General features: G+C 53.7%; 21 protein-coding genes. 16 read left to right on the top strand and 5 right to left on the bottom strand.

All coding sequences use genetic code 11. The features are described from left to right. The first annotated feature begins 30 nt into the window (after nt 1-30). The 8 genes from hflK to ACOXYR_RS19405 all read left to right on the top strand — a co-directional run bounded on the left by hflK (nt 31) and on the right by ACOXYR_RS19405 (nt 9,696). Nucleotides 31-1,290, top strand: coding sequence for an FtsH protease activity modulator HflK (gene hflK / locus ACOXYR_RS19440; protein ID WP_189623799.1), 1,260 nt, complete (start codon nt 31-33; stop codon nt 1,288-1,290). 2 nt (nt 1,291-1,292) lie between these two features. Beyond that, nucleotides 1,293-2,297: a protease modulator HflC gene (hflC, locus tag ACOXYR_RS19435; RefSeq protein ID WP_015966210.1), complete on the top strand. Its 1,005-nt coding sequence runs from the start codon at nt 1,293-1,295 to the stop codon at nt 2,295-2,297. A 73-nt stretch (nt 2,298-2,370) separates the two neighbouring features. After that, on the top strand, nt 2,371-2,568 hold the full coding sequence (locus tag ACOXYR_RS19430) for a DUF2065 domain-containing protein (RefSeq protein ID WP_015966209.1): 198 nt from the start codon (nt 2,371-2,373) through the stop codon (nt 2,566-2,568). Between the two features lie 102 nt (nt 2,569-2,670). After that, on the top strand, nt 2,671-3,969 hold the full coding sequence (gene purA, locus ACOXYR_RS19425) for an adenylosuccinate synthase (protein WP_108476127.1): 1,299 nt from the start codon (nt 2,671-2,673) through the stop codon (nt 3,967-3,969). A 205-nt stretch (nt 3,970-4,174) separates the two neighbouring features. Next, complete coding sequence (gene nsrR, locus ACOXYR_RS19420) at nt 4,175-4,600, top strand: nitric oxide-sensing transcriptional repressor NsrR (RefSeq protein ID WP_108476128.1); 426 nt, start codon at nt 4,175-4,177, stop codon at nt 4,598-4,600. A gap of 38 nt (nt 4,601-4,638) precedes the next feature. Beyond that, nucleotides 4,639-7,080 (top strand): ribonuclease R, encoded by a 2,442-nt coding sequence (rnr, locus tag ACOXYR_RS19415; protein ID WP_421355699.1) that lies wholly within the window; start codon nt 4,639-4,641, stop codon nt 7,078-7,080. 146 nt (nt 7,081-7,226) lie between these two features. Continuing rightward, entirely contained in the window at nt 7,227-7,958 is a 732-nt protein-coding gene (rlmB, locus tag ACOXYR_RS19410) for a 23S rRNA (guanosine(2251)-2'-O)-methyltransferase RlmB (protein ID WP_108476130.1), read from the top strand. A 118-nt stretch (nt 7,959-8,076) separates the two neighbouring features. After that, nucleotides 8,077-9,696 (top strand): isovaleryl-CoA dehydrogenase, encoded by a 1,620-nt coding sequence (locus tag ACOXYR_RS19405; RefSeq protein WP_108476131.1) that lies wholly within the window; start codon nt 8,077-8,079, stop codon nt 9,694-9,696. Between the two features lie 64 nt (nt 9,697-9,760). On the opposite strand, the gene yjfN is transcribed toward ACOXYR_RS19405, so the two are convergent. Together yjfN and bsmA are read right to left on the bottom strand one after the other, a co-directional pair. Further along, nucleotides 9,761-10,036, bottom strand: coding sequence for a DUF1471 family protease activator YjfN (gene yjfN / locus ACOXYR_RS19400; RefSeq protein ID WP_015966203.1), 276 nt, complete (start codon nt 10,034-10,036; stop codon nt 9,761-9,763). Between the two features lie 160 nt (nt 10,037-10,196). After that, nucleotides 10,197-10,508 carry a biofilm peroxide resistance protein BsmA gene (bsmA, locus tag ACOXYR_RS19395; RefSeq protein ID WP_113858098.1) on the bottom strand — a complete coding sequence of 104 codons (312 nt, stop codon included), beginning with the start codon at nt 10,506-10,508 and terminating at the stop codon, nt 10,197-10,199. A gap of 206 nt (nt 10,509-10,714) precedes the next feature. Here bsmA and yjfP point away from each other — a divergent pair, with 206 nt between their 5' ends. Then, the gene (yjfP, locus tag ACOXYR_RS19390) at nt 10,715-11,443 is read left to right on the top strand and encodes an esterase (RefSeq protein WP_421355698.1); all 729 of its coding nucleotides are present in this window, start codon (nt 10,715-10,717) and stop codon (nt 11,441-11,443) included. Here the strand turns inward: yjfP and ulaR are convergent. Further along, complete coding sequence (ulaR, locus tag ACOXYR_RS19385; RefSeq protein ID WP_108476134.1) at nt 11,440-12,195, bottom strand: HTH-type transcriptional regulator UlaR; 756 nt, start codon at nt 12,193-12,195, stop codon at nt 11,440-11,442. The genes yjfP and ulaR overlap by 4 nt on opposite strands. 146 nt (nt 12,196-12,341) lie before the next feature. Beyond that, complete coding sequence (gene ulaG / locus ACOXYR_RS19380) at nt 12,342-13,406, bottom strand: L-ascorbate 6-phosphate lactonase (RefSeq protein ID WP_015966199.1); 1,065 nt, start codon at nt 13,404-13,406, stop codon at nt 12,342-12,344. A gap of 360 nt (nt 13,407-13,766) precedes the next feature. Between ulaG and ulaA the strand changes: the two genes are divergently transcribed. The 7 genes from ulaA to ACOXYR_RS19345 all read left to right on the top strand — a co-directional run bounded on the left by ulaA (nt 13,767) and on the right by ACOXYR_RS19345 (nt 18,863). Continuing rightward, nucleotides 13,767-15,164 (top strand): PTS ascorbate transporter subunit IIC, encoded by a 1,398-nt coding sequence (gene ulaA / locus ACOXYR_RS19375; RefSeq protein ID WP_108476135.1) that lies wholly within the window; start codon nt 13,767-13,769, stop codon nt 15,162-15,164. Nucleotides 15,165-15,179: 15 nt separating this feature from the next. Beyond that, the gene (gene ulaB, locus ACOXYR_RS19370) at nt 15,180-15,485 is read left to right on the top strand and encodes a PTS ascorbate transporter subunit IIB (protein WP_108476136.1); all 306 of its coding nucleotides are present in this window, start codon (nt 15,180-15,182) and stop codon (nt 15,483-15,485) included. A gap of 9 nt (nt 15,486-15,494) precedes the next feature. Next, nucleotides 15,495-15,959, top strand: a complete 465-nt coding sequence (gene ulaC, locus ACOXYR_RS19365) for a PTS ascorbate transporter subunit IIA (RefSeq protein WP_000776505.1) — start codon at nt 15,495-15,497, stop codon at nt 15,957-15,959. A 13-nt stretch (nt 15,960-15,972) separates the two neighbouring features. Continuing rightward, nucleotides 15,973-16,623 (top strand): 3-keto-L-gulonate-6-phosphate decarboxylase UlaD, encoded by a 651-nt coding sequence (gene ulaD / locus ACOXYR_RS19360; RefSeq protein ID WP_108476137.1) that lies wholly within the window; start codon nt 15,973-15,975, stop codon nt 16,621-16,623. A 9-nt stretch (nt 16,624-16,632) separates the two neighbouring features. Then, nucleotides 16,633-17,487, top strand: a complete 855-nt coding sequence (gene ulaE, locus ACOXYR_RS19355) for an L-ribulose-5-phosphate 3-epimerase UlaE (RefSeq protein ID WP_182110928.1) — start codon at nt 16,633-16,635, stop codon at nt 17,485-17,487. Beyond that, the gene (ulaF, locus tag ACOXYR_RS19350; RefSeq protein WP_108476139.1) at nt 17,487-18,173 is read left to right on the top strand and encodes an L-ribulose-5-phosphate 4-epimerase UlaF; all 687 of its coding nucleotides are present in this window, start codon (nt 17,487-17,489) and stop codon (nt 18,171-18,173) included. The genes ulaE and ulaF overlap by 1 nt, the downstream gene beginning before the upstream one ends. Nucleotides 18,174-18,311: 138 nt before the next feature. After that, nucleotides 18,312-18,863 (top strand): YagU family protein, encoded by a 552-nt coding sequence (locus ACOXYR_RS19345; protein WP_108476225.1) that lies wholly within the window; start codon nt 18,312-18,314, stop codon nt 18,861-18,863. A 62-nt stretch (nt 18,864-18,925) separates the two neighbouring features. Here the strand turns inward: ACOXYR_RS19345 and yjfY are convergent, their stop codons facing one another. Further along, on the bottom strand, nt 18,926-19,201 hold the full coding sequence (gene yjfY, locus ACOXYR_RS19340) for a DUF1471 family protein YjfY (RefSeq protein ID WP_108476140.1): 276 nt from the start codon (nt 19,199-19,201) through the stop codon (nt 18,926-18,928). Between the last annotated feature and the right edge of the window lie 317 nt (nt 19,202-19,518).

Here is a 19,518-nt window from a genome sequence, read left to right as displayed (position 1 = left end):
ATCACCGCATAACAAATATGGAGCACATACATGGCGTGGAATCAGCCCGGTAATAACGGACAAGACCGCGACCCGTGGGGAAGCAGCAAACCTGGCGGCAACTCTGAGGGAAATGGAAACAAAGGTGGTCGCGAACAGGGGCCGCCCGATCTGGATGATATCTTCCGTAAGCTGAGCAAAAAGCTCGGTGGCCTCGGCGGCGGTAAGAGCGGTTCTGGCGGCGGTACAACCCAGGGGCCTCGTGCGCCAATGGGGGGGCGCATCGTCGGTATTGCAGCGGCAGCCGTTGTCATTATCTGGGCAGCCAGCGGATTCTATACCATTAAAGAAGCCGAACGTGGCGTGGTCACGCGTTTTGGTAAGTTCAGCCATCTGGTTGAGCCGGGCCTGAACTGGAAACCGACGTTTATCGATGAAGTCACGCCGGTGAACGTGGAGGCCGTGCGTGAACTGGCCGCTTCCGGCGTGATGCTGACCTCTGACGAAAACGTGGTGCGCGTTGAGATGAACGTGCAGTACCGCGTGACCGATCCGCAGCGCTATCTGTTTAGCGTCACCAGCGCGGACGACAGTCTGCGTCAGGCGACCGACAGCGCCCTGCGTGGTGTCATCGGTAAATACACCATGGACCGCATCCTGACCGAAGGTCGTACCGTTATTCGTAGCGATACCCAGCGCGAGCTGGAAGAAACCATTCGTCCGTACAACATGGGTATCACCCTGCTGGACGTCAACTTCCAGGCCGCTCGTCCGCCGGAAGAGGTGAAGTCTTCCTTCGATGATGCGATTGCCGCGCGTGAAAACGAGCAGCAATACATTCGTGAAGCGGAAGCCTACACCAACGAAGTTCAGCCGCGTGCGAACGGTCAGGCTCAACGTATTCTGGAAGAGGCCCGCGCCTATAAGACGCAGACCGTTCTGGAAGCCCAGGGTGAAGTGGCTCGTTTTGCCAAGATCCTGCCGGAGTATAAAGCCGCTCCGCAGATCACCCGTGAGCGTCTCTACATCGAGACCATGGAAAAAGTGCTGAGCCATACGCGTAAAGTGCTGGTTAACGATAATAAAGGTGGCAACCTGATGGTTCTGCCGCTCGACCAGATGCTGAAAGGCGGAAATGCTTCCGGTGCAAAGAGCGATAACAGCGGGGCCAACAACCTGCTGCGTCTGCCGCCGGCGTCTTCCTCCAGCAACAGCGGAGCGAGCAACACATCGTCCACCAGTCAGGGCGACATTATGGACCAACGCCGCGCTAACGCGCAGCGTAACGACTACCAGCGTCAGGGGGAATAACGATGCGTAAGTCAGTTATCGCGATTATCATCATCGTGCTGGTAGTGCTGTACACCTCTATCTTCGTCGTTAAAGAAGGTGAGCGTGGGATCAAGTTCCAGTTCAGCAGCGTCGTGCGCGACAGCGACAAAAAACCGTTAATCTATGAACCGGGTCTGCACTTTAAAGTCCCGTTTATTCAGTCGGTTAAAATGCTGGACGCGCGTATTCAGACCATGGACAACCAGGCCGATCGCTTTGTGACCAAAGAGAAAAAAGACCTGATCGTTGACTCCTATATCAAATGGCGCATCAGCGATTTCAGCCGCTACTTCCTGGCAACGGGCGGTGGTGACGTTTCTCAGGCAGAAGTGCTGCTGAAACGTAAGTTCTCTGACCGTCTGCGTTCTGAAATTGGTCGTCTGGATGTAAAAGACATCGTCACTGATTCCCGTGGTCGTCTGACCCTGGAAGTGCGTGATGCGCTGAACTCCGGTTCTGCGGGTACTGAAGACGAAGTGGAAACGCCAGCCGCGGATAACGCGATTGCCGAAGCCGCTGAGCGCGTTACCGCTGAAACCAACGGTAAAGTGCCGGTCATCAACCCGAACAGTATGGCGGCATTGGGTATCGAAGTGGTCGATGTGCGTATTAAGCAGATTAACCTGCCGACTGAAGTGTCCGAAGCGATTTACAACCGTATGCGCGCCGAGCGTGAAGCGGTTGCCCGTCGCCACCGTTCACAAGGTCAGGAAGAGGCTGAAAAACTGCGCGCAGCGGCTGACTATGAAGTCACCAAAACGCTGGCAGAAGCTGAGCGTCAGGGGCGTATCCTGCGCGGTGAAGGTGATGCCGAAGCGGCTAAACTGTTTGCTGATGCATTCAGTCAGGATCCGGACTTCTACGCCTTTATCCGTAGTCTGCGTGCCTATGAAAGCAGCTTCCAGAGCAATCAGGACGTGATGGTTCTGAGCCCGGACAGCGATTTCTTCCGCTACATGAAAACGCCGAACGCAACGGCGCGTTAATCGCCCCAGGCGTTAGTGCTTAAAAACCACCGCATCTTCGGATGCCGGTGGTTTTCTTTTATAAGGACGAAAAATGAATTCCACTATCTGGCTCGCGCTGGCGTTAGTTTTGGTGCTGGAAGGGCTGGGCCCAATGCTTTATCCGAAGGCCTGGCGCAAAATGATCGCGACGATGACCCAATTACCCGATACGATGTTGCGCCGATTTGGCGGCGGTCTTGTGGTTGCAGGGATTGTGATCTACTACATGTTGACGAAAACGATTAGCTGAACAAAAAGCGGCCTTTTCAGCATCATTTTGAATATAAAAAGTGCTGTATATCTGAAAAAGCGATGGTAGAATCCATTTTTAAGCAAACGGTGATTTTGAAAAATGGGTAACAACGTCGTCGTACTGGGCACCCAATGGGGTGACGAAGGTAAAGGGAAGATCGTCGATCTCCTGACAGAACGGGCTAAATATGTTGTACGCTACCAGGGCGGTCACAACGCAGGCCATACTCTCGTAATCAACGGTGAAAAAACCGTCCTCCATCTTATTCCATCAGGTATTCTTCGCGAAAACGTCACCAGCATCATCGGTAACGGCGTAGTGCTGTCGCCTGCCGCGCTGATGAAAGAGATGAAAGAACTGGAAGACCGTGGTATCCCGGTTCGTGAACGTCTGCTGCTCTCCGAAGCATGTCCGCTGATCCTCGATTATCACGTTGCGCTGGATAACGCACGTGAGAAAGCGCGTGGCGCGAAAGCGATCGGCACCACCGGTCGTGGTATCGGCCCGGCTTACGAAGATAAAGTCGCGCGTCGTGGTCTGCGTGTTGGCGATCTGTTCGACAAAGCAACCTTCGCTGAAAAACTGAAAGATGTGATGGAATATCACAACTTCCAGCTGGTGAATTACTACAAAGTCGACGCAGTTGACTACCAGAAAGTGCTGGATGATGTGATGGCGGTTGCCGACATCCTGACCGGTATGGTTGTTGATGTGTCTGACCTGCTGGACCAGGCGCGCAAACGTGGCGATTTCGTCATGTTCGAAGGCGCGCAGGGTACGCTGCTGGATATCGACCACGGTACCTATCCGTACGTAACCTCTTCCAACACCACTGCGGGTGGCGTGGCGACCGGCTCCGGCCTGGGCCCGCGTTATGTTGACTACGTACTGGGTATCATCAAAGCTTACTCCACTCGCGTGGGTGCGGGGCCGTTCCCGACTGAACTGTTTGATGACACCGGCGAGTTCCTGTGCAAACAGGGTAACGAATACGGTGCAACCACCGGTCGTCGTCGTCGTACCGGTTGGCTGGATACCGTCGCGGTTCGCCGTGCGGTGCAGATCAACTCCCTGTCTGGCTTCTGCCTGACCAAACTGGACGTACTGGACGGCCTGAAAGAGGTTAAACTCTGCGTGGCTTACCGTATGCCGGATGGCCGCGAAGTGACCACCACTCCGCTGGCAGCGGACGACTGGGAAGGCATCGAACCGATTTACGAAACCATGCCTGGCTGGTCTGAATCCACTTTCGGTGTGAAAGAGCGTAGCGGCCTGCCACAGGCAGCGCTGAACTACATCAAGCGTATCGAAGAAGTAACCGGTGTGCCGATTGATATTATCTCAACTGGCCCAGACCGTACCGAAACCATGATTCTGCGCGACCCGTTCGACGCATAATTGATGGAACTGCCCGGTAACGAGAGTCGCCGGGCCTGTAGGCCGGATAACGCGCATTACGCTGTATCCGGCTTAATATCTTGCAAGATCCGCGCTTTTTTCCTTCCCGCACCGAAAAAATTAGCGACCTGACTGGTGGCTGGTTTATCATCAATATAAATATCCGAAATTATTCTTCCCGAGTTCCTGTTCCCCTGAGGTTGATGTGCAGTTAACAAGCTTTACCGATTATGGATTACGCGCCCTGATTTATATGGCGTCGTTGCCGGATGGCAAGATGACCAGTATCTCTGAAGTGACAGAGGTCTATGGTGTGTCACGTAACCATATGGTGAAAATCATCAACCAGCTCAGCCGCGCGGGCTACGTGACGGCAGTGCGGGGGAAAAATGGCGGGATCCGGCTGGGCAAGCCGGCGGAGACGATTCGCGTAGGCGACGTTGTCCGCGAACTGGAACCTCTCTCGCTGGTGAATTGCAGCAGTGAGTTCTGCCACATCACGCCGGCCTGTCGATTGAAACAGGCGCTTTCTCAAGCCGTGCAAAGTTTTCTCAAGGAACTGGATCACTACACACTGGCCGATTTGGTTGAAGAGAATCAACCGCTTTATAAATTATTGTTGGTGGAGTAAAGACTATCGCCGACAACGATGACAACGGAGGAACCGATATGTCACAAGACCCTTTCCTGGACCGCGAAGCTGAAAAATACGCCAATCCTATCCCGAGCCGGGAATTTATCCTCGATCATTTAACAAAACGTGAAAAACCTGCCAATCGTGAAGAGCTGGCGGTTGAACTGAACATTGAAGGCGAAGAGCAGATAGAAGCGCTTCGCCGTCGCCTGCGCGCCATGGAGCGTGACGGGCAACTCGTCTTTACTCGTCGCCAGTGCTATGCGCTGCCGGAACGTCTTGATCTGCTGAAGGGCATGGTTATCGGTCATCGCGATGGCTATGGCTTCCTGCGTGTAGAGGGCCGTAAAGACGACCTGTATCTTTCCAGTGAGCAGATGAAAGTCTGCATGCACGGCGATCAGGTGCTGGCACAACCGCTGGGCGCGGATCGTAAAGGCCGCCGCGAAGCGCGCATTGTGCGTGTGCTGGAGCCAAGAACCGGGCAAATCGTAGGCCGCTACTTCACCGATGCAGGCGTCGGTTTTGTCGTGCCGGACGACAGTCGTCTGAGCTTTGATATTCTCATCCCGCCAGAAGCGGTGATGGGCGCGCGTATGGGCTTTGTGGTGGTGGTCGAACTGACCCAGCGCCCGACTCGCCGCACTAAAGCTATCGGTAAAATTGTCGAGGTGCTTGGCGATAACATGGGTACAGGCATGGCCGTTGACATGGCGCTGCGTACCCATGAAATTCCTTACGTCTGGCCGCCAGCGGTAGAAGCACAGGTTGCCGGGCTGAAAGAGCAGGTACCGGAAGAGGCGAAAATTGGCCGCGTGGATCTACGTGATTTGCCGCTGGTAACCATCGACGGTGAAGACGCGCGTGACTTCGACGATGCGGTTTACTGCGAGAAAAAACGCGGTGGCGGCTGGCGTCTGTGGGTTGCGATTGCTGACGTAAGCTATTACGTCCGTCCGCCAACTCCGCTGGACAAAGAAGCACGTAATCGCGGTACGTCCGTTTACTTCCCCTCGCAGGTTGTTCCTATGCTGCCGGAAGTGCTCTCTAACGGCCTGTGCTCGCTGAACCCGCAGGTTGACCGCCTGTGTATGGTCTGTGAAATGACCGTCTCATCGAAAGGCCGCTTAACGGGTTATAAATTCTATGAAGCGGTGATGAGCTCACATGCACGTCTGACCTATACCAAGGTGTGGCACATGCTGCAGGGCGATCAGGATCTGCGTGAGCAATATGCGCCGCTGGTTAAGCATATTGAAGAGCTGCATAACCTCTATAAAGTGCTGGACCAGGCGCGTGCTGAACGTGGTGGTATCTCATTCGAAAGTGAAGAAGCGAAGTTTATCTTCAATGCTGAACGTCGCATCGAACGTATTGAGCAGACGCAGCGTAATGACGCGCACAAACTGATCGAAGAGTGCATGATTCTGGCGAACATCTCGGCGGCACGTTTCGTTGAGAAAGCGAAAGAACCGGCGTTGTTCCGTATTCATGATAAGCCAACGACTGAAGCCATCACCGCATTCCGTTCCGTTCTGTCGGAGCTGGGTCTGGAACTGCCGGGTGGCAATAAGCCGGAGCCGCGCGATTACGCCGAGCTGCTGGAATCCGTCGCCGACCGTCCTGACGCGGAAATGCTGCAAACCATGCTGCTGCGTTCGATGAAACAAGCGATTTACGACCCGGAAAACCGGGGCCACTTTGGCCTGGCGTTGCAGTCGTACGCGCACTTTACCTCGCCGATTCGTCGTTATCCTGACCTGTCGTTGCACCGCGCCATCAAGTATCTGCTGGCAAAAGAGCAGGGCCATAAAGGCAACACCACGGAAACCGGCGGCTATCACTACTCAATGGAAGAGATGCTGCAACTGGGTCAGCACTGTTCTATGGCCGAGCGCCGCGCCGATGAAGCCACCCGTGACGTCGCTGACTGGCTGAAGTGTGACTTCATGCAGGATCAGGTGGGCAACGTCTTTAAAGGCGTGATTGCCAGCGTGACCGGCTTCGGTTTCTTTGTCCGTCTTGATGAGCTGTTCATCGATGGGCTAGTCCACGTTTCATCGCTGGATAACGATTACTACCGCTTCGACCAGATTGGTCAGCGTTTAATTGGTGAATCTGGCGGGCAAACTTATCGTCTGGGCGACCGCGTAGAGGTTCGTGTGGAAGCCGTCAACATGGACGAGCGTAAAATTGACTTCTCGTTGATTTCCAGCGAACGTGCGCCGCGTAACGTCGGTAAAACTGAACGCGAAAAAGCGAAGAAAGGCGCGGGAAATAAAAACGGTAGTCGTCGTCGCCAGGTTGGCAAGAAAGTGAATTTCGAGCCAGACAGCGTTTTCCGCAGTGAGAAGAAACAGAAGCCGAAAGCCGCGAAGAAAGAGGCGAGAAAAGCGAAAAAACCGTCTGCCAAAACGCAGAAAATTGCTGCCGCAACCAAAGCGAAGCGCGCGGCGAAGAAGAAAGTGGCGGAGTAAAACCCGCCCCCTCACCCTAACCCTCTCCCGCAGGGAGAGGGAACCGATCGAGCCGATGTTTGGTCCGGCACCGGTTTTCTCCCTCTCCCTTAGGGAGAGGGCGGGGTGAGGGTGACCTGATAACAACGTTAACAACGAGTCCATCAATGAGTGAAATGATTTACGGTATCCACGCAGTCCAGGCCCTGCTGGAGCGCGCTCCTGAACGTTTTCAGGAAGTCTTTATTTTAAAAGGCCGCGAAGATAAACGTTTGTTGCCGCTGATCCACGCGCTGGAAGCGCAGGGCGTGGTTATCCAGTTGGCGAACCGCCAGTACCTGGATGAGAAAAGCGAAGGTGCCGTGCATCAGGGCATTATTGCGCGCGTGAAGCCGGGTCGTCAGTATCAGGAAAACGATCTGCCGGATCTGCTCGCTTCGCTGGAAAATCCGTTCCTGCTGATCCTCGACGGCGTTACCGATCCGCACAACCTTGGCGCCTGCCTGCGTAGCGCCGATGCGGCGGGTGTACACGCGGTGATTGTCCCGCGCGATCGCTCCGCGCAGCTTAACGCGACCGCGAAAAAAGTGGCTTGCGGTGCCGCAGAGAGCGTGCCGCTGATCCGCGTCACCAACCTGGCGCGCACCATGCGTCTGTTGCAGGAAGAGAACATCTGGATCGTTGGTACCGCCGGCGAAGCCGATCATACGCTTTATCAGAGCAAAATGACCGGTCGCATGGCGCTGGTAATGGGGGCTGAAGGCGAAGGTATGCGCCGTCTGACTCGTGAACACTGCGACGAACTGATCAGCATCCCAATGGCGGGCAGCGTCTCCTCGCTGAACGTCTCCGTGGCGACAGGTATCTGCCTGTTTGAAGCGGTACGCCAGCGCGGTTAATGCGTCGTGCGTTGAAATCAAGCCATCCCACGGGATGGCTTTTTTGTGACCGCAATCCAGCGCCAAATGCTCACCTCTGTCCATACTTAAGGCACTGCCACTTGACGGAGGGAGACATATGTCCTGGCAAACGCACACCGTTTTTAATCAGCCTGGCCCGTTAAATAACAGCAATCTGTTTTTATCCGATGGCGCCCTGCGCGAGGCAGTGGTACGCGAAGGCGCAGGCTGGGATAGCGACCTGCTGGCGAGTATTGGCCAGCAACTCGGTACCGCCGAATCGCTTGAGCTGGGGCGGCTCGCCAACACCAATCCCCCTGAACTGCTGCGTTACGACGCCACCGGCACACGCCTTGACGATGTGCGCTTTCATCCCGCCTGGCATCTGCTGATGCAGGGGTTGTGCGCCAACCGGGTACACAACCTGCCGTGGGAAGAGGATGCGCGTGCAGGTTCGTTCGTTGCCCGCGCCGCGCGTTTTATGTTGCATGCACAGGTGGAAGCCGGAACGCTGTGCCCGATTACCATGACATTTGCTGCTACTCCCTTGCTGCAACAGGCGCTGCCAGGCGAGTTTAAAGCGTGGCTTACGCCGCTGCTGAGCGATCGCTACGATCCACATTTGTTGCCCGGCGATCAAAAACGCGGTTTGCTGATTGGTATGGGAATGACGGAGAAGCAGGGCGGTTCAGACGTGTTGAGCAATACCACCCGCGCGGAGCGCCTGGCGGATGGCAGCTATCGGCTGGTGGGGCACAAATGGTTTTTCTCGGTGCCGCAAAGTGATGCGCATCTGGTGCTGGCGCAGGCAAAAGGCGGGCTTTCCTGCTTCTTTATGCCGCGCTTATTACCTGATGGGCAACGCAACGCTATTCGTATCGAACGCCTGAAAGACAAACTCGGCAATCGTTCTAACGCCAGCAGTGAAGTTGAATTTCAGGACGCCATCGGCTGGCGTGTGGGGGAAGAGGGCGAGGGCGTGCGGCAGATTTTGCGCATGGGCGGCCTGACGCGTTTTGATTGCGCCCTGGGCAGCCACAGTATGATGCGTCGGTCGCTGTCGGTTGCGCTTTATCATGCGTTCCAGCGACAGGCATTCGGCAAGAATCTGGTCGATTTACCGCTAATGCGCCAGGTGTTGGGGCGGATGGCATTACAGATTGAAGGTCAAACCGCGTTTCTGTTTCGCCTTGCTGGCGCATGGGGACGGCAATCGCATGAAGCCGAACGGCTATGGGCGCGGCTGTTTACGCCAACAGCGAAGTTCGCCATTTGCAAATCGGGCATGCCGTTTGTCGCTGAGGCAATGGAAGTGCTGGGTGGATCCGGGTACTGCGAAGAGAGCGAGCTTCCGCGTCTTTATCGTGAAATGCCGGTTAATAGTATCTGGGAAGGCTCTGGAAATATCATGTGCCTGGACGTGCTGCGCGTGCTGACCAGGCAGCCGGATGCGCTGGAACTGCTGGCAGAGATGTGCGGCGAGGTGAAAGGCCAGGATCGCCACTACGATCGCCAGTGGCGGCAGTTACAACAGCGTTTACGCAAGCCGTCGGAAGCGCAGGGGCGCGAAATAGCGATGCAGATTTATCTTTTGGGGACGGGCGCACAAATGCTGAAATATGCGTCACCACCGATGGCGCAGGCCTGGTGTCGAATGATGCTGGATACACGTGGTGGCGTGTTGCTTAACGAGCAGGTTATCAGTGATGTGCTGTTGAGGGCGACAGGGGGCGTGTGAGGAAAAAAATGATGTCGTGGAAGAGCGGCTTTCTGCCTGTTACTCTTCCACGCGTTTTATTGTCTCAGGCATAGATAATCGCCTGTGCTCGCCAGTTGTCCGGTTGCTGCTCTTCGTACATCTGAACAATGCGATACCAGGAAGCACCTTGTTCATCCGCTTTCTGGGCAATGGCATCTTCGACATCTTGCTGACTACCGGAAATATTATTTACGGAAATCAACCCGATTTCATTCAGCCCGGTTACACAATCTGCGCTGGCAAATTCAGCCGACTGCGCCGCGCTGGTATTGGCACCGCCAGAAAAGAGCAGGGTAGATAAGGTAAGAGATCGTTTCATCGTCAGCTCCATATACAAAACCCCGTAGGGCAGTCCATAGCAGACGTCAGGGCATTTTTTCATCCGCTCCTTCGAATGAATCGTTGTTGACGCCATATTGCATCAGGGAAACGTGAATAAGGTACAAACCTGCGTAAATTTGATTCAACAATGTTGTTCATTATTTACGGTAAAGGATGGCTTGCGAATACCACTGCCCCGGAACCACCGTGCTGTCATCAATCATAATGATGACGTAGTAATCCGCTTTGGCCGCGGTCGCTTTGGCTTTCAGCGCGGCTTCGACATCCATTGGCGAGCCATATATCATGACGCTGATGGTGCCCATCCGCTGTAAACCTTCCGTCTGATTACGACGTATTTCTTGTGGAGTATCCGTTGCCGCCGGAGGAGCCACAGGCTTACCTTCCAGAATGCTGCAACTGCTCAACAATAACGCCAGTAACAGAGGTATAAAGCGACGCATAACCATATCCCGTTTCCTGATATTCACAGTGTAGTGGTATAAGGAAATTCCCATTAGGGGAATGTTCCCGATTTGTTATCTCAAGCGCTATTTTCGAATGAAAATCTCACGAAAGTGCAACTTGGTTCTCAATGTTAAAAATCAGACAAAGGATCATCTGCTAAAACCCCACTGCTTTGCCTGATATTCAGTATGCCGGAAGGAGGCAACCGATGATTGAACTGGAAATGCGTCTGCTCGCGGGGAATGAAATCCTGCATGCGTTCCCGAAGGGGTTCGCTGAACAACCGCTACCCTGCATTGTGTTTTATCATGGATTTACCTCTTCACACATGGTTTACAGCTATTTTGCCGTCGCGCTGGCGCAGGCTGGTTTTCGCGTGGTGATGCCGTGCGCGGCAGAGCATGGGGGGCGCTTTAATGGTGACGAAAACCAACGGTTACAGCACTTCTGGCAGATCCTGCTGCAAAACTTTCACGAGTTTCCGGCATTGCAGGAAGCGCTATACCGTGAACGACTGGTGAGTGAGGGGCGTCTGGCGGTGGCGGGAGCATCAATGGGCGGAATGACGGCGCTGGGTATCATGACGCATCATCCTGAGCTTAAATGTGTCGCCAGTCTGATGGGGTCGGGCTATTTCAGTTCGCTTTCCACAACCCTATTCCCCCCCGCTGAAGCGCAGCGTGCTGGCCTTGCGCCGCTGCTGGCCGAGTGGGATGTCAGCCAGCAGCTCGCCCGCGTAGCAGACAGGCCGCTGCTGCTCTGGCACGGAGATGCTGACGATGTCGTGCCGCCTGATGAAACATTTCGTCTGCAGCAGGCGTTGAGGCGTGAACAACTGGACGCTAATCTGACCTGTGTCTGGCAAGCTGGCGTCCGTCATCGTATTACGCCAGAAGCCTTAACCAGCGCCGTGGATTTCTTTACGCGCCATCTCTAAACACGCAGAACCTGCACACCTTGTGCTTCCAGCGCTTTAAGAATATCCGGGTCAGCCTGCTTGCCGGTGATCACCATATCGATTTCATCGGCGCGGCTGAACAGCATGCCGGCACGCTCGCCGATTTTGCTGCTATCAACCAGCACGGCGAGTTTACCGACAACATTCAGCATCTTTTGCTCAGCCATCGCGGTGAGCATATCCGTTTTATATAACCCTTCTGCGGTGAGACCTTTGCCGCTGGTGAACATCCAGTGGCCCGCGTAGAGACTGTTTTCGCTGCCCTGCGGGCTGAGCGTAATGGCGTGGCTGCGGTTGTACTGCCCGCCCATGATGATCACGCTGTCATGTTCCTGCTCGATCAGGTAATTCGCCAGTGGCAGATAGTTAGTGATGATTTGCACCGGTTTGCCGCAGATTTCCTGCCCCAGTAAAAATGCGGTAGAACCGCAGTTAATCACCACGCTTTCACCGGGCATCACCAGTTGTGACGCGGCTCTGGCAATTCGCACTTTCTCGTCGTGATTCAGCGCCTGATGAATATTCATCGGTGACCAGCGTGGACGCGGCTGATTGATGGCTTCGGCGCCATTGCGCACTTTTTTCAGTTTGCCGCTTTCATCAAGCTTATTGATGTCCCGGCGTGCGGTGGCGGGTGAAATCCCCAGTCGGGTCATCACCTGTTCCACGGTGACAAAGCCTGTCTGCGCCAGCAGCTCGAGTAATATTTGATGCCTTTGCGCTTCCGTCATGAGCTAATCCGATAAAAAATGATGAGCAAAGATGATATTTGAAATGTCACGAAAATACTATGTCGGGAGAGAACCGGATAGTCTCTATCCGGCAAAGAAAAGTGTTGCATGCCGGATACATGAAGCGTATCCGGCAGAACAAAAGCTTACAGGAACGATTTGAACGGCAGATCTGGTTCAATGGTGAAGCAGTCGTCGAAACCACGCGGATAGTGGTATTCGAAGTTGTCTTTATCCAGCGGCCAGGTAAATTTACCGCCTACCTGCCAGATAAACGGCTTGAAGCCATATTTCAGACGATCTTTTTTCATCTCCCACAGTACGCGGATCTCTTGTGGATCGGCCTGGAAGTTTGACCAGATATCGTGGTGGAACGGGATAACGACTTTCGCATTCAGCGCTTCGCCCATACGCAGCATATCGGCGCTGGTCATTTTGTCCGTAATACCGCGTGGGTTCTCTCCATAGGAGCCTAAAGCCACATCGATCTGATACTCGTTTCCATGCTTCGCATAGTAGTTAGAGTAGTGGGAATCGCCGCTGTGATACAGGGAGCCGCCCGGCGTTTTGAACAGGTAGTTCACCGCGCGATCGTCCATGCCATCCGGCAGGACGCCAGCTGCTTTTTGATCGGCAGGCAGGGTAATCAGTGCAGTACGGTCAAATGCGTCAAGCGCATGAATTTCGATATCTTTTACTTTCACCACGTCGCCTGGTTTGACCACGATGCAACGCTCTTTCGGTACGCCCCAGCCAATCCATAAATCCACGCAGGTTTTCGGCCCGATAAACGGCACATCATCAGCGCAATTCTGCATCACGGCGGCGGCGACGTTTACATCAATATGATCGTTGTGATCGTGCGTGGCCAGTACGGCGTCGATCTGACGAATAGCAAACGGATCAAGAACAAACGGCGTGGTGCGCAGGTTAGGCTGGAGTTTTTTTACGCCCGCCATGCGCTGCATCTGGTGACCCTGTTTCATCAGCGGATTGCCGTGGCTTTGTTTACCGGTGCCACACCAGAAATCGACGCAGACATTGGTATTACCTTCTGATTTCAACCAGATACCGGTGCAGCCCAGCCACCACATCGCAAATGTTCCCGGCGCTACTTTCTCCTGCTCAATTTCTTCGTTCAACCAGCAGCCCCATTCAGGGAAAGTGCTCAAAATCCAGGATTCACGTGTGATGGTTTCTACTTTACTCATGATTTATCCCTCTTAAATATTCAAAATACGTCATGCCGTGATTTGTTGTGATTGATAATGACGTGATTTTCTCAGGAATGCAATGGCTGTTTTTGTGCACTTTTGTATGAATATTTGACGAGATAAGACTTTTGTAACTTGATGAATCAAAGTGCGTTATTTTTAATTCATTGATTATGAAAGGATATATCCTGAGTGCTTTACCGTGCGTGAAAAGCACACTGTTTGTATGATTATTATTGCGGCGTAAGTCACATTTAATCAAATTGAATCTTGTTGTGATTATTTTTGATTATTAGAGTGTGCGAACTAACAGACGGACGTGCGCTGACCGCAGCGCCTTCATTTTCGGAGAGCGTTATGGATATCCTCTACAACATCTTTACCGTGTTTTTTAATCAGGTCATGACCAATGCCCCACTGCTGTTGGGTATCGTGACCTGTCTGGGTTACATCCTGCTGCGTAAAAGCGTCAGTGTAATTATCAAAGGCACTATCAAAACGATTATCGGTTTTATGCTGCTTCAGGCTGGTTCCGGCATTCTGACCAGCACCTTCAAACCGGTGGTGGCGAAAATGTCGGAGGTTTACGGCATTAATGGCGCAATTTCAGATACTTATGCGTCAATGATGGCGACCATCGACCGCATGGGCGATGCCTATAGCTGGGTGGGTTACGCCGTGCTGTTAGCGCTGGCGCTGAACATCAGTTACGTGCTGCTGCGTCGCATTACCGGTATTCGTACCATCATGCTCACCGGTCACATCATGTTCCAGCAGGCGGGACTGATTGCCGTTACGCTGTTTATCTTCGGCTACTCCATGTGGACGACCATTATCTGCACCGCGATCATGGTTTCGCTCTACTGGGGCATTACCTCCAACATGATGTACAAGCCGACGCAAATCGTCACCGATGGTTGCGGTTTCTCCATCGGACACCAGCAACAGTTTGCCGCGTGGATTGCTTATAAAGTCGCACCATTCCTTGGCAAAAAAGAGGAGAGCGTTGAAGACCTCAAACTGCCTGGCTGGCTGAACATTTTCCACGACAACATCGTCTCCACGGCGATTGTGATGACTATCTTCTTTGGCGCCATTCTGCTCTCCTTCGGTATCGACACCGTACAGGCAATGGCTGGCAAGGTGCACTGGACAGTCTACATCCTGCAAACCGGTTTCTCTTTTGCGGTAGCGATTTTCATCATCACTCAGGGCGTGCGCATGTTTGTGGCGGAACTCTCTGAAGCGTTTAACGGTATCTCCCAGCGCCTGATCCCGGGGGCGGTTCTGGCGATTGACTGCGCCGCTATCTATAGCTTCGCGCCAAACGCTGTGGTCTGGGGCTTTATGTGGGGCACCATCGGTCAGCTGATTGCGGTTGGCATCCTGGTCGCCTGCGGCTCTTCGATCCTGATTATTCCTGGCTTTATCCCGATGTTCTTCTCCAACGCCACCATCGGCGTGTTCGCTAACCACTTCGGCGGCTGGCGTGCGGCGCTGAAGATTTGTCTGGTGATGGGGATGATTGAAATCTTTGGCTGTGTCTGGGCGGTGAAACTCACCGGTATGAGCGCCTGGATGGGCATGGCCGACTGGTCAATTCTGGCACCGCCGATGATGCAGGGCTTCTTCTCCATCGGTATCGCCTTTATGGCCGTCATCATTGTAATTGCACTGGTTTATATGTTCTTCGCGGGCCGCGCGCTGCGTGCTGAAGAAGATGCAGAAAAACAATTGGCAGAACAGTCTGCTTAATAAGGAGTTTTGATTATGACCGTACGTATTCTGGCTGTGTGTGGCAACGGACAAGGTAGTTCCATGATCATGAAGATGAAAGTGGACCAGTTTTTAACCCAGTCGAACATCGACCACACGGTAAATAGCTGCGCGGTTGGCGAGTACAAAAGTGAACTGAACGGCGCGGATATCATCATCGCATCAACGCACATTGCGGGCGAGATCTCCGTCACTGGCAACAAATATGTGGTTGGCGTGCGCAACATGCTCTCTCCGGCTGACTTTGGCCCGAAATTGCTGGAAGTGATCAAAGAACATTTCCCGCAGGACGTGAAGTAAGGACGCGCCATGAAATTACGTGATTCGCTGGCGGAAAATAAATCTATCCGTCTTCAGGCCGAAGCTGAAACCTGGCAGGACGCGGTGAAAATCGGCGTTGATCTGCTGGTGGCGGCGGATGTTGTCGAGCCGCGTTACTACCAGGCGATTCTGGATGCGGTTGAACAGCACGGCCCGTACTTTGTGCTCGCGCCAGGCCTGGCAATGCCGCACGGACGCCCTGAAGAGGGCGTTAAGAAAACCGGCTTTGCACTGGTGACGCTGAAAAAACCGCTGGAGTTCAACCACGAAGATAACGACCCGGTGGATATCCTCATCACCATGGCGGCCGTCGATGCCAACACTCACCAGGAAGTGGGCATCATGCAAATCGTCAACCTGTTTGAAGATGAAGAGAATTTCGACCGTTTACGCGCCTGCCGTACCGAGCAGGAAGTACTGGATCTCATTGACCGCACCAACGCGGCTGCTTAAGAAGGAATTGAAGATGTCATTACCCATGTTGCAAGTCGCGCTGGACAACCAGACTATGGACAGCGCCTACGAAACCACTCGCCTGATTGCCGAAGAAGTCGACATTATCGAAGTCGGCACCATTCTGTGTGTGGGCGAAGGTGTACGTGCGGTTCGCGATCTGAAAGCACTCTACCCGCACAAAATCGTGCTGGCTGACGCCAAAATCGCCGATGCGGGAAAAATTCTTTCTCGTATGTGCTTCGAAGCTAACGCTGACTGGGTGACCGTGATTTGCTGTGCGGATATCAACACCGCCAAAGGTGCGCTGGACGTGGCGAAAGAGTTTAACGGTGACGTGCAGATCGAACTGACTGGCTACTGGACCTGGGAACAGGCGCAGCAGTGGCGTGACGCAGGCATTGGGCAGGTGGTTTATCACCGCAGCCGTGACGCGCAGGCCGCAGGCGTGGCGTGGGGCGAAGCGGATATAACCGCGATTAAACGCCTTTCCGACATGGGCTTCAAAGTAACCGTCACCGGTGGCCTGGCGCTGGAAGATCTGCCGCTGTTCAAAGGCATTCCCATTCATGTCTTTATCGCTGGCCGTAGCATCCGTGATGCCGCCTCTCCGGTTGAAGCCGCGCGTCAGTTCAAACGTTCCATCGCCCAACTGTGGGGCTAAGGAGCGGATATGTTGTCCAAACAAATCCCGCTTGGCATCTATGAAAAAGCGCTCCCCGCCGGGGAGTGCTGGCTGGAACGCCTGCAACTGGCAAAAACGTTGGGCTTCGACTTTGTCGAGATGTCAGTCGATGAAACTGACGAGCGTCTGTCGCGCCTCGACTGGAGCCGCGAGCAGCGTCTGGCGCTGGTGAATGCAATTGTTGAAACCGGCGTGCGCGTGCCGTCTATGTGTCTTTCTGCCCATCGTCGTTTCCCGCTGGGCAGCGAAGATGACGCGGTGCGGGCGCAGGGGCTGGAGATTATGCGTAAAGCTATCCAGTTTGCCCAGGATGTCGGCATTCGCGTGATCCAACTGGCGGGCTACGACGTTTACTACCAGGAAGCCAATAACGAAACGCGTCGTCGTTTTCGTGATGGCCTGAAAGAGAGCGTTGAGATGGCGAGCCGCGCGCAGGTGACGCTGGCGATGGAGATCATGGATTATCCGTTGATGAACTCCATCAGCAAGGCGCTGGGCTACGCGCACTATCTCAACAATCCGTGGTTCCAGCTTTATCCGGACATTGGCAACCTGTCGGCGTGGGATAACGACGTACAGATGGAATTGCAGGCCGGAATCGGGCACATCGTCGCGGTGCATGTGAAAGACACCAAACCGGGCGTCTTCAAAAACGTGCCGTTTGGTGAAGGTATAGTGGATTTCGAACGTTGCTTCGAAACGCTCAAACAGAGTGGTTATTGCGGGCCTTACCTGATTGAGATGTGGAGCGAAACGGCGGAAGACCCAGCGGCGGAAGTGGCGAAAGCGCGTGATTGGGTGAAAGCGCGCATGGCGAAAGCGGGCATGGTGGAGGCGGCATAATGCAAAAGCTCAAACAGCAAGTTTTTGAAGCCAACATGGATCTGCCGCGTTACGGGCTGGTGACCTTTACCTGGGGTAACGTCAGCGCCATCGACCGCGAACGTGGGCTGGTGGTGATCAAGCCCAGCGGCGTCGCCTACGAAACCATGCAAGCGGCCGATATGGTGGTGGTCGATATGAGCGGCAAGGTCGTAGACGGTCAGTATCGTCCGTCTTCCGACACCGCGACGCATCTCGAACTCTACCGTCGTTACCCGTCGCTTGGCGGCATTGTTCATACCCACTCCACGCATGCCACCGCATGGGCGCAGGCGGGGCTGGCAATTCCGGCGCTAGGCACCACGCACGCTGACTACTTCTTTGGCGATATCCCGTGTACGCGTGGATTAAGCGAAGAAGAAGTGCAGGGTGAGTATGAACTGAACACCGGCAAAGTGATTATCGAAACGCTGGGTGACGCCGAGCCGCTGCATACGCCGGGGATTGTGGTGTACCAGCACGGGCCATTCGCCTGGGGTAAAGACGCTCACGACGCGGTGCATAACGCGGTAGTGATGGAAGAAGTGGCGAAGATGGCGTGGATTGCGCGCGGTATTAACCCGCAGCTGAATCCCATCGACGGCTACCTTATGAATAAACACTTCATGCGGAAGCATGGCCCCAACGCCTATTACGGGCAGAAGTAACTAAGCGCCCCGTCGTTGAGTCTCCTCAGGGATGTCATCGGTCAGGCGACGGGGCCTTTTTTTAGTAATAAAGCGGCCTGCCAGGGATAAAAGACAGACCCTTATTCGTCTTTGTATATGGAATATTGCGGGGTTTCTATGGCGCTTAAAGGACTTTTTGTGAGAACCGATCCTGATCGTCGTCGCTATGGTGTGGCGACCTTTGTTGGATTCGCCGCAGGTATCATGTCGGCCTTTGTGAAGTGGGGGGCAGAAGTCCCTTTGCCACCGCGTACTTTTTCTGGCGGTCGGGATGAATTTAATCCGCCTTATATATTCTTACGAGATTATATGGGCATTGATCCTACTCAAACAGTCTATACCTTCTCTGAACATGTGATTAATCCTGTGATGGTAACGCACATTATTTTTTCGCTTGTTTTTGCGATTGGATATTGCGTTGTTGCAGAGTGCTTCCCAAAAGTGAAGCTCTGGCAGGGCGTCCTTGCCGGGTTAATCGTGACGGTTGCCGTGCATGGGATATTTTGCCCAGTATTAAATCTGACGCCACCGTTAACGGAACTACCAATCGATGAGTATGTTTCTGAAATATTGGGGCATGTTTTTTGGTTTTGGGTCATTGAGCTGATAAGACGTGATTTACGTAATCGCATAACGCATGAGCCTGACCCAGAGGTTGCGTTACCGTAAAATGTAAAATGCAGTTGTTCGGACAAACCGGACAACTGCATTTTCTGGCATATCACTGGTGCTTAACGATAAATATCGGCACTGGCATGTATCACGCCATTACTCCCCGGCTCATGCATTAATATCGGGCGGAAATATGTCGCGCCCTGAGCGTCGCTCTCTTCATTCAGCGCGAGCTCGGCCTCGCTGACCGTCGCGAGATTATGGTTGATATAAATGACCCCTAAGCTCTGCACATCGTCCATATTGCGAGCCTGGCGGGCGTCGATTTTGATGGCGGCGGAGACGTTTGCACTTAGAAACAGCGCCGCGAGAATGGCAATGGTGATGTTTTTCATCCTGTACGCTCCACTTCAGCACTGACGTTACGGTAACTTCGCTCCTCTCAAAACGGTTATTCTCTGATTAAAGTGTAATCGTTTCTTGTCGTGCAAATCGTGACCATTTTTGATGGGGTTGTTCAAAAAAGCAGCGTGTCTGATGCTGTTTGATTCTAAATCATCGCCTTAGACCCGCTTTACGCTTTGTGCGAATTATTTGTGCAATCACCTTGAGTTTCACAGGCCGTACAAGTATTATGACGCGTCAATTTTTCAGCCGCCCTTTAACACGTTCCTTGCCTCCATGGGCCGCGGCTGACCCAGACAGGAGGCTG

This window comes from Pseudocitrobacter faecalis, assembly GCF_965231525.1.
GTDB lineage: Bacteria > Pseudomonadota > Gammaproteobacteria > Enterobacterales > Enterobacteriaceae > Pseudocitrobacter > Pseudocitrobacter faecalis.
The sequence above is the reverse complement of the archived record's forward strand: the minus strand, read 5'-3'. Positions and strand labels throughout refer to the sequence as shown.

Excerpts from the sequence above, each read along its gene's own strand:
- hflK (WP_189623799.1), top strand. The coding sequence starts at position 31 with ATGGCGTGGAATCAGCCCGGTAATAACGGACAAGACCGCGACCCGTGG.
- hflC (WP_015966210.1), top strand. The coding sequence starts at position 1,293 with ATGCGTAAGTCAGTTATCGCGATTATCATCATCGTGCTGGTAGTGCTG.
- ACOXYR_RS19430 (WP_015966209.1), top strand. The coding sequence starts at position 2,371 with ATGAATTCCACTATCTGGCTCGCGCTGGCGTTAGTTTTGGTGCTGGAA.
- purA (WP_108476127.1), top strand. The coding sequence starts at position 2,671 with ATGGGTAACAACGTCGTCGTACTGGGCACCCAATGGGGTGACGAAGGT.
- rnr (WP_421355699.1), top strand. The coding sequence starts at position 4,639 with ATGTCACAAGACCCTTTCCTGGACCGCGAAGCTGAAAAATACGCCAAT.
- rlmB (WP_108476130.1), top strand. The coding sequence starts at position 7,227 with ATGAGTGAAATGATTTACGGTATCCACGCAGTCCAGGCCCTGCTGGAG.
- ACOXYR_RS19405 (WP_108476131.1), top strand. The coding sequence starts at position 8,077 with ATGTCCTGGCAAACGCACACCGTTTTTAATCAGCCTGGCCCGTTAAAT.
- yjfN (WP_015966203.1), bottom strand. The coding sequence starts at position 10,036 with ATGAAACGATCTCTTACCTTATCTACCCTGCTCTTTTCTGGCGGTGCC.
- bsmA (WP_113858098.1), bottom strand. The coding sequence starts at position 10,508 with ATGGTTATGCGTCGCTTTATACCTCTGTTACTGGCGTTATTGTTGAGC.
- yjfP (WP_421355698.1), top strand. The coding sequence starts at position 10,715 with ATGATTGAACTGGAAATGCGTCTGCTCGCGGGGAATGAAATCCTGCAT.
- ulaR (WP_108476134.1), bottom strand. The coding sequence starts at position 12,195 with ATGACGGAAGCGCAAAGGCATCAAATATTACTCGAGCTGCTGGCGCAG.
- ulaG (WP_015966199.1), bottom strand. The coding sequence starts at position 13,406 with ATGAGTAAAGTAGAAACCATCACACGTGAATCCTGGATTTTGAGCACT.
- ulaA (WP_108476135.1), top strand. The coding sequence starts at position 13,767 with ATGGATATCCTCTACAACATCTTTACCGTGTTTTTTAATCAGGTCATG.
- ulaB (WP_108476136.1), top strand. The coding sequence starts at position 15,180 with ATGACCGTACGTATTCTGGCTGTGTGTGGCAACGGACAAGGTAGTTCC.
- ulaC (WP_000776505.1), top strand. The coding sequence starts at position 15,495 with ATGAAATTACGTGATTCGCTGGCGGAAAATAAATCTATCCGTCTTCAG.
- ulaD (WP_108476137.1), top strand. The coding sequence starts at position 15,973 with ATGTCATTACCCATGTTGCAAGTCGCGCTGGACAACCAGACTATGGAC.
- ulaE (WP_182110928.1), top strand. The coding sequence starts at position 16,633 with ATGTTGTCCAAACAAATCCCGCTTGGCATCTATGAAAAAGCGCTCCCC.
- ulaF (WP_108476139.1), top strand. The coding sequence starts at position 17,487 with ATGCAAAAGCTCAAACAGCAAGTTTTTGAAGCCAACATGGATCTGCCG.
- ACOXYR_RS19345 (WP_108476225.1), top strand. The coding sequence starts at position 18,312 with ATGGCGCTTAAAGGACTTTTTGTGAGAACCGATCCTGATCGTCGTCGC.
- yjfY (WP_108476140.1), bottom strand. The coding sequence starts at position 19,201 with ATGAAAAACATCACCATTGCCATTCTCGCGGCGCTGTTTCTAAGTGCA.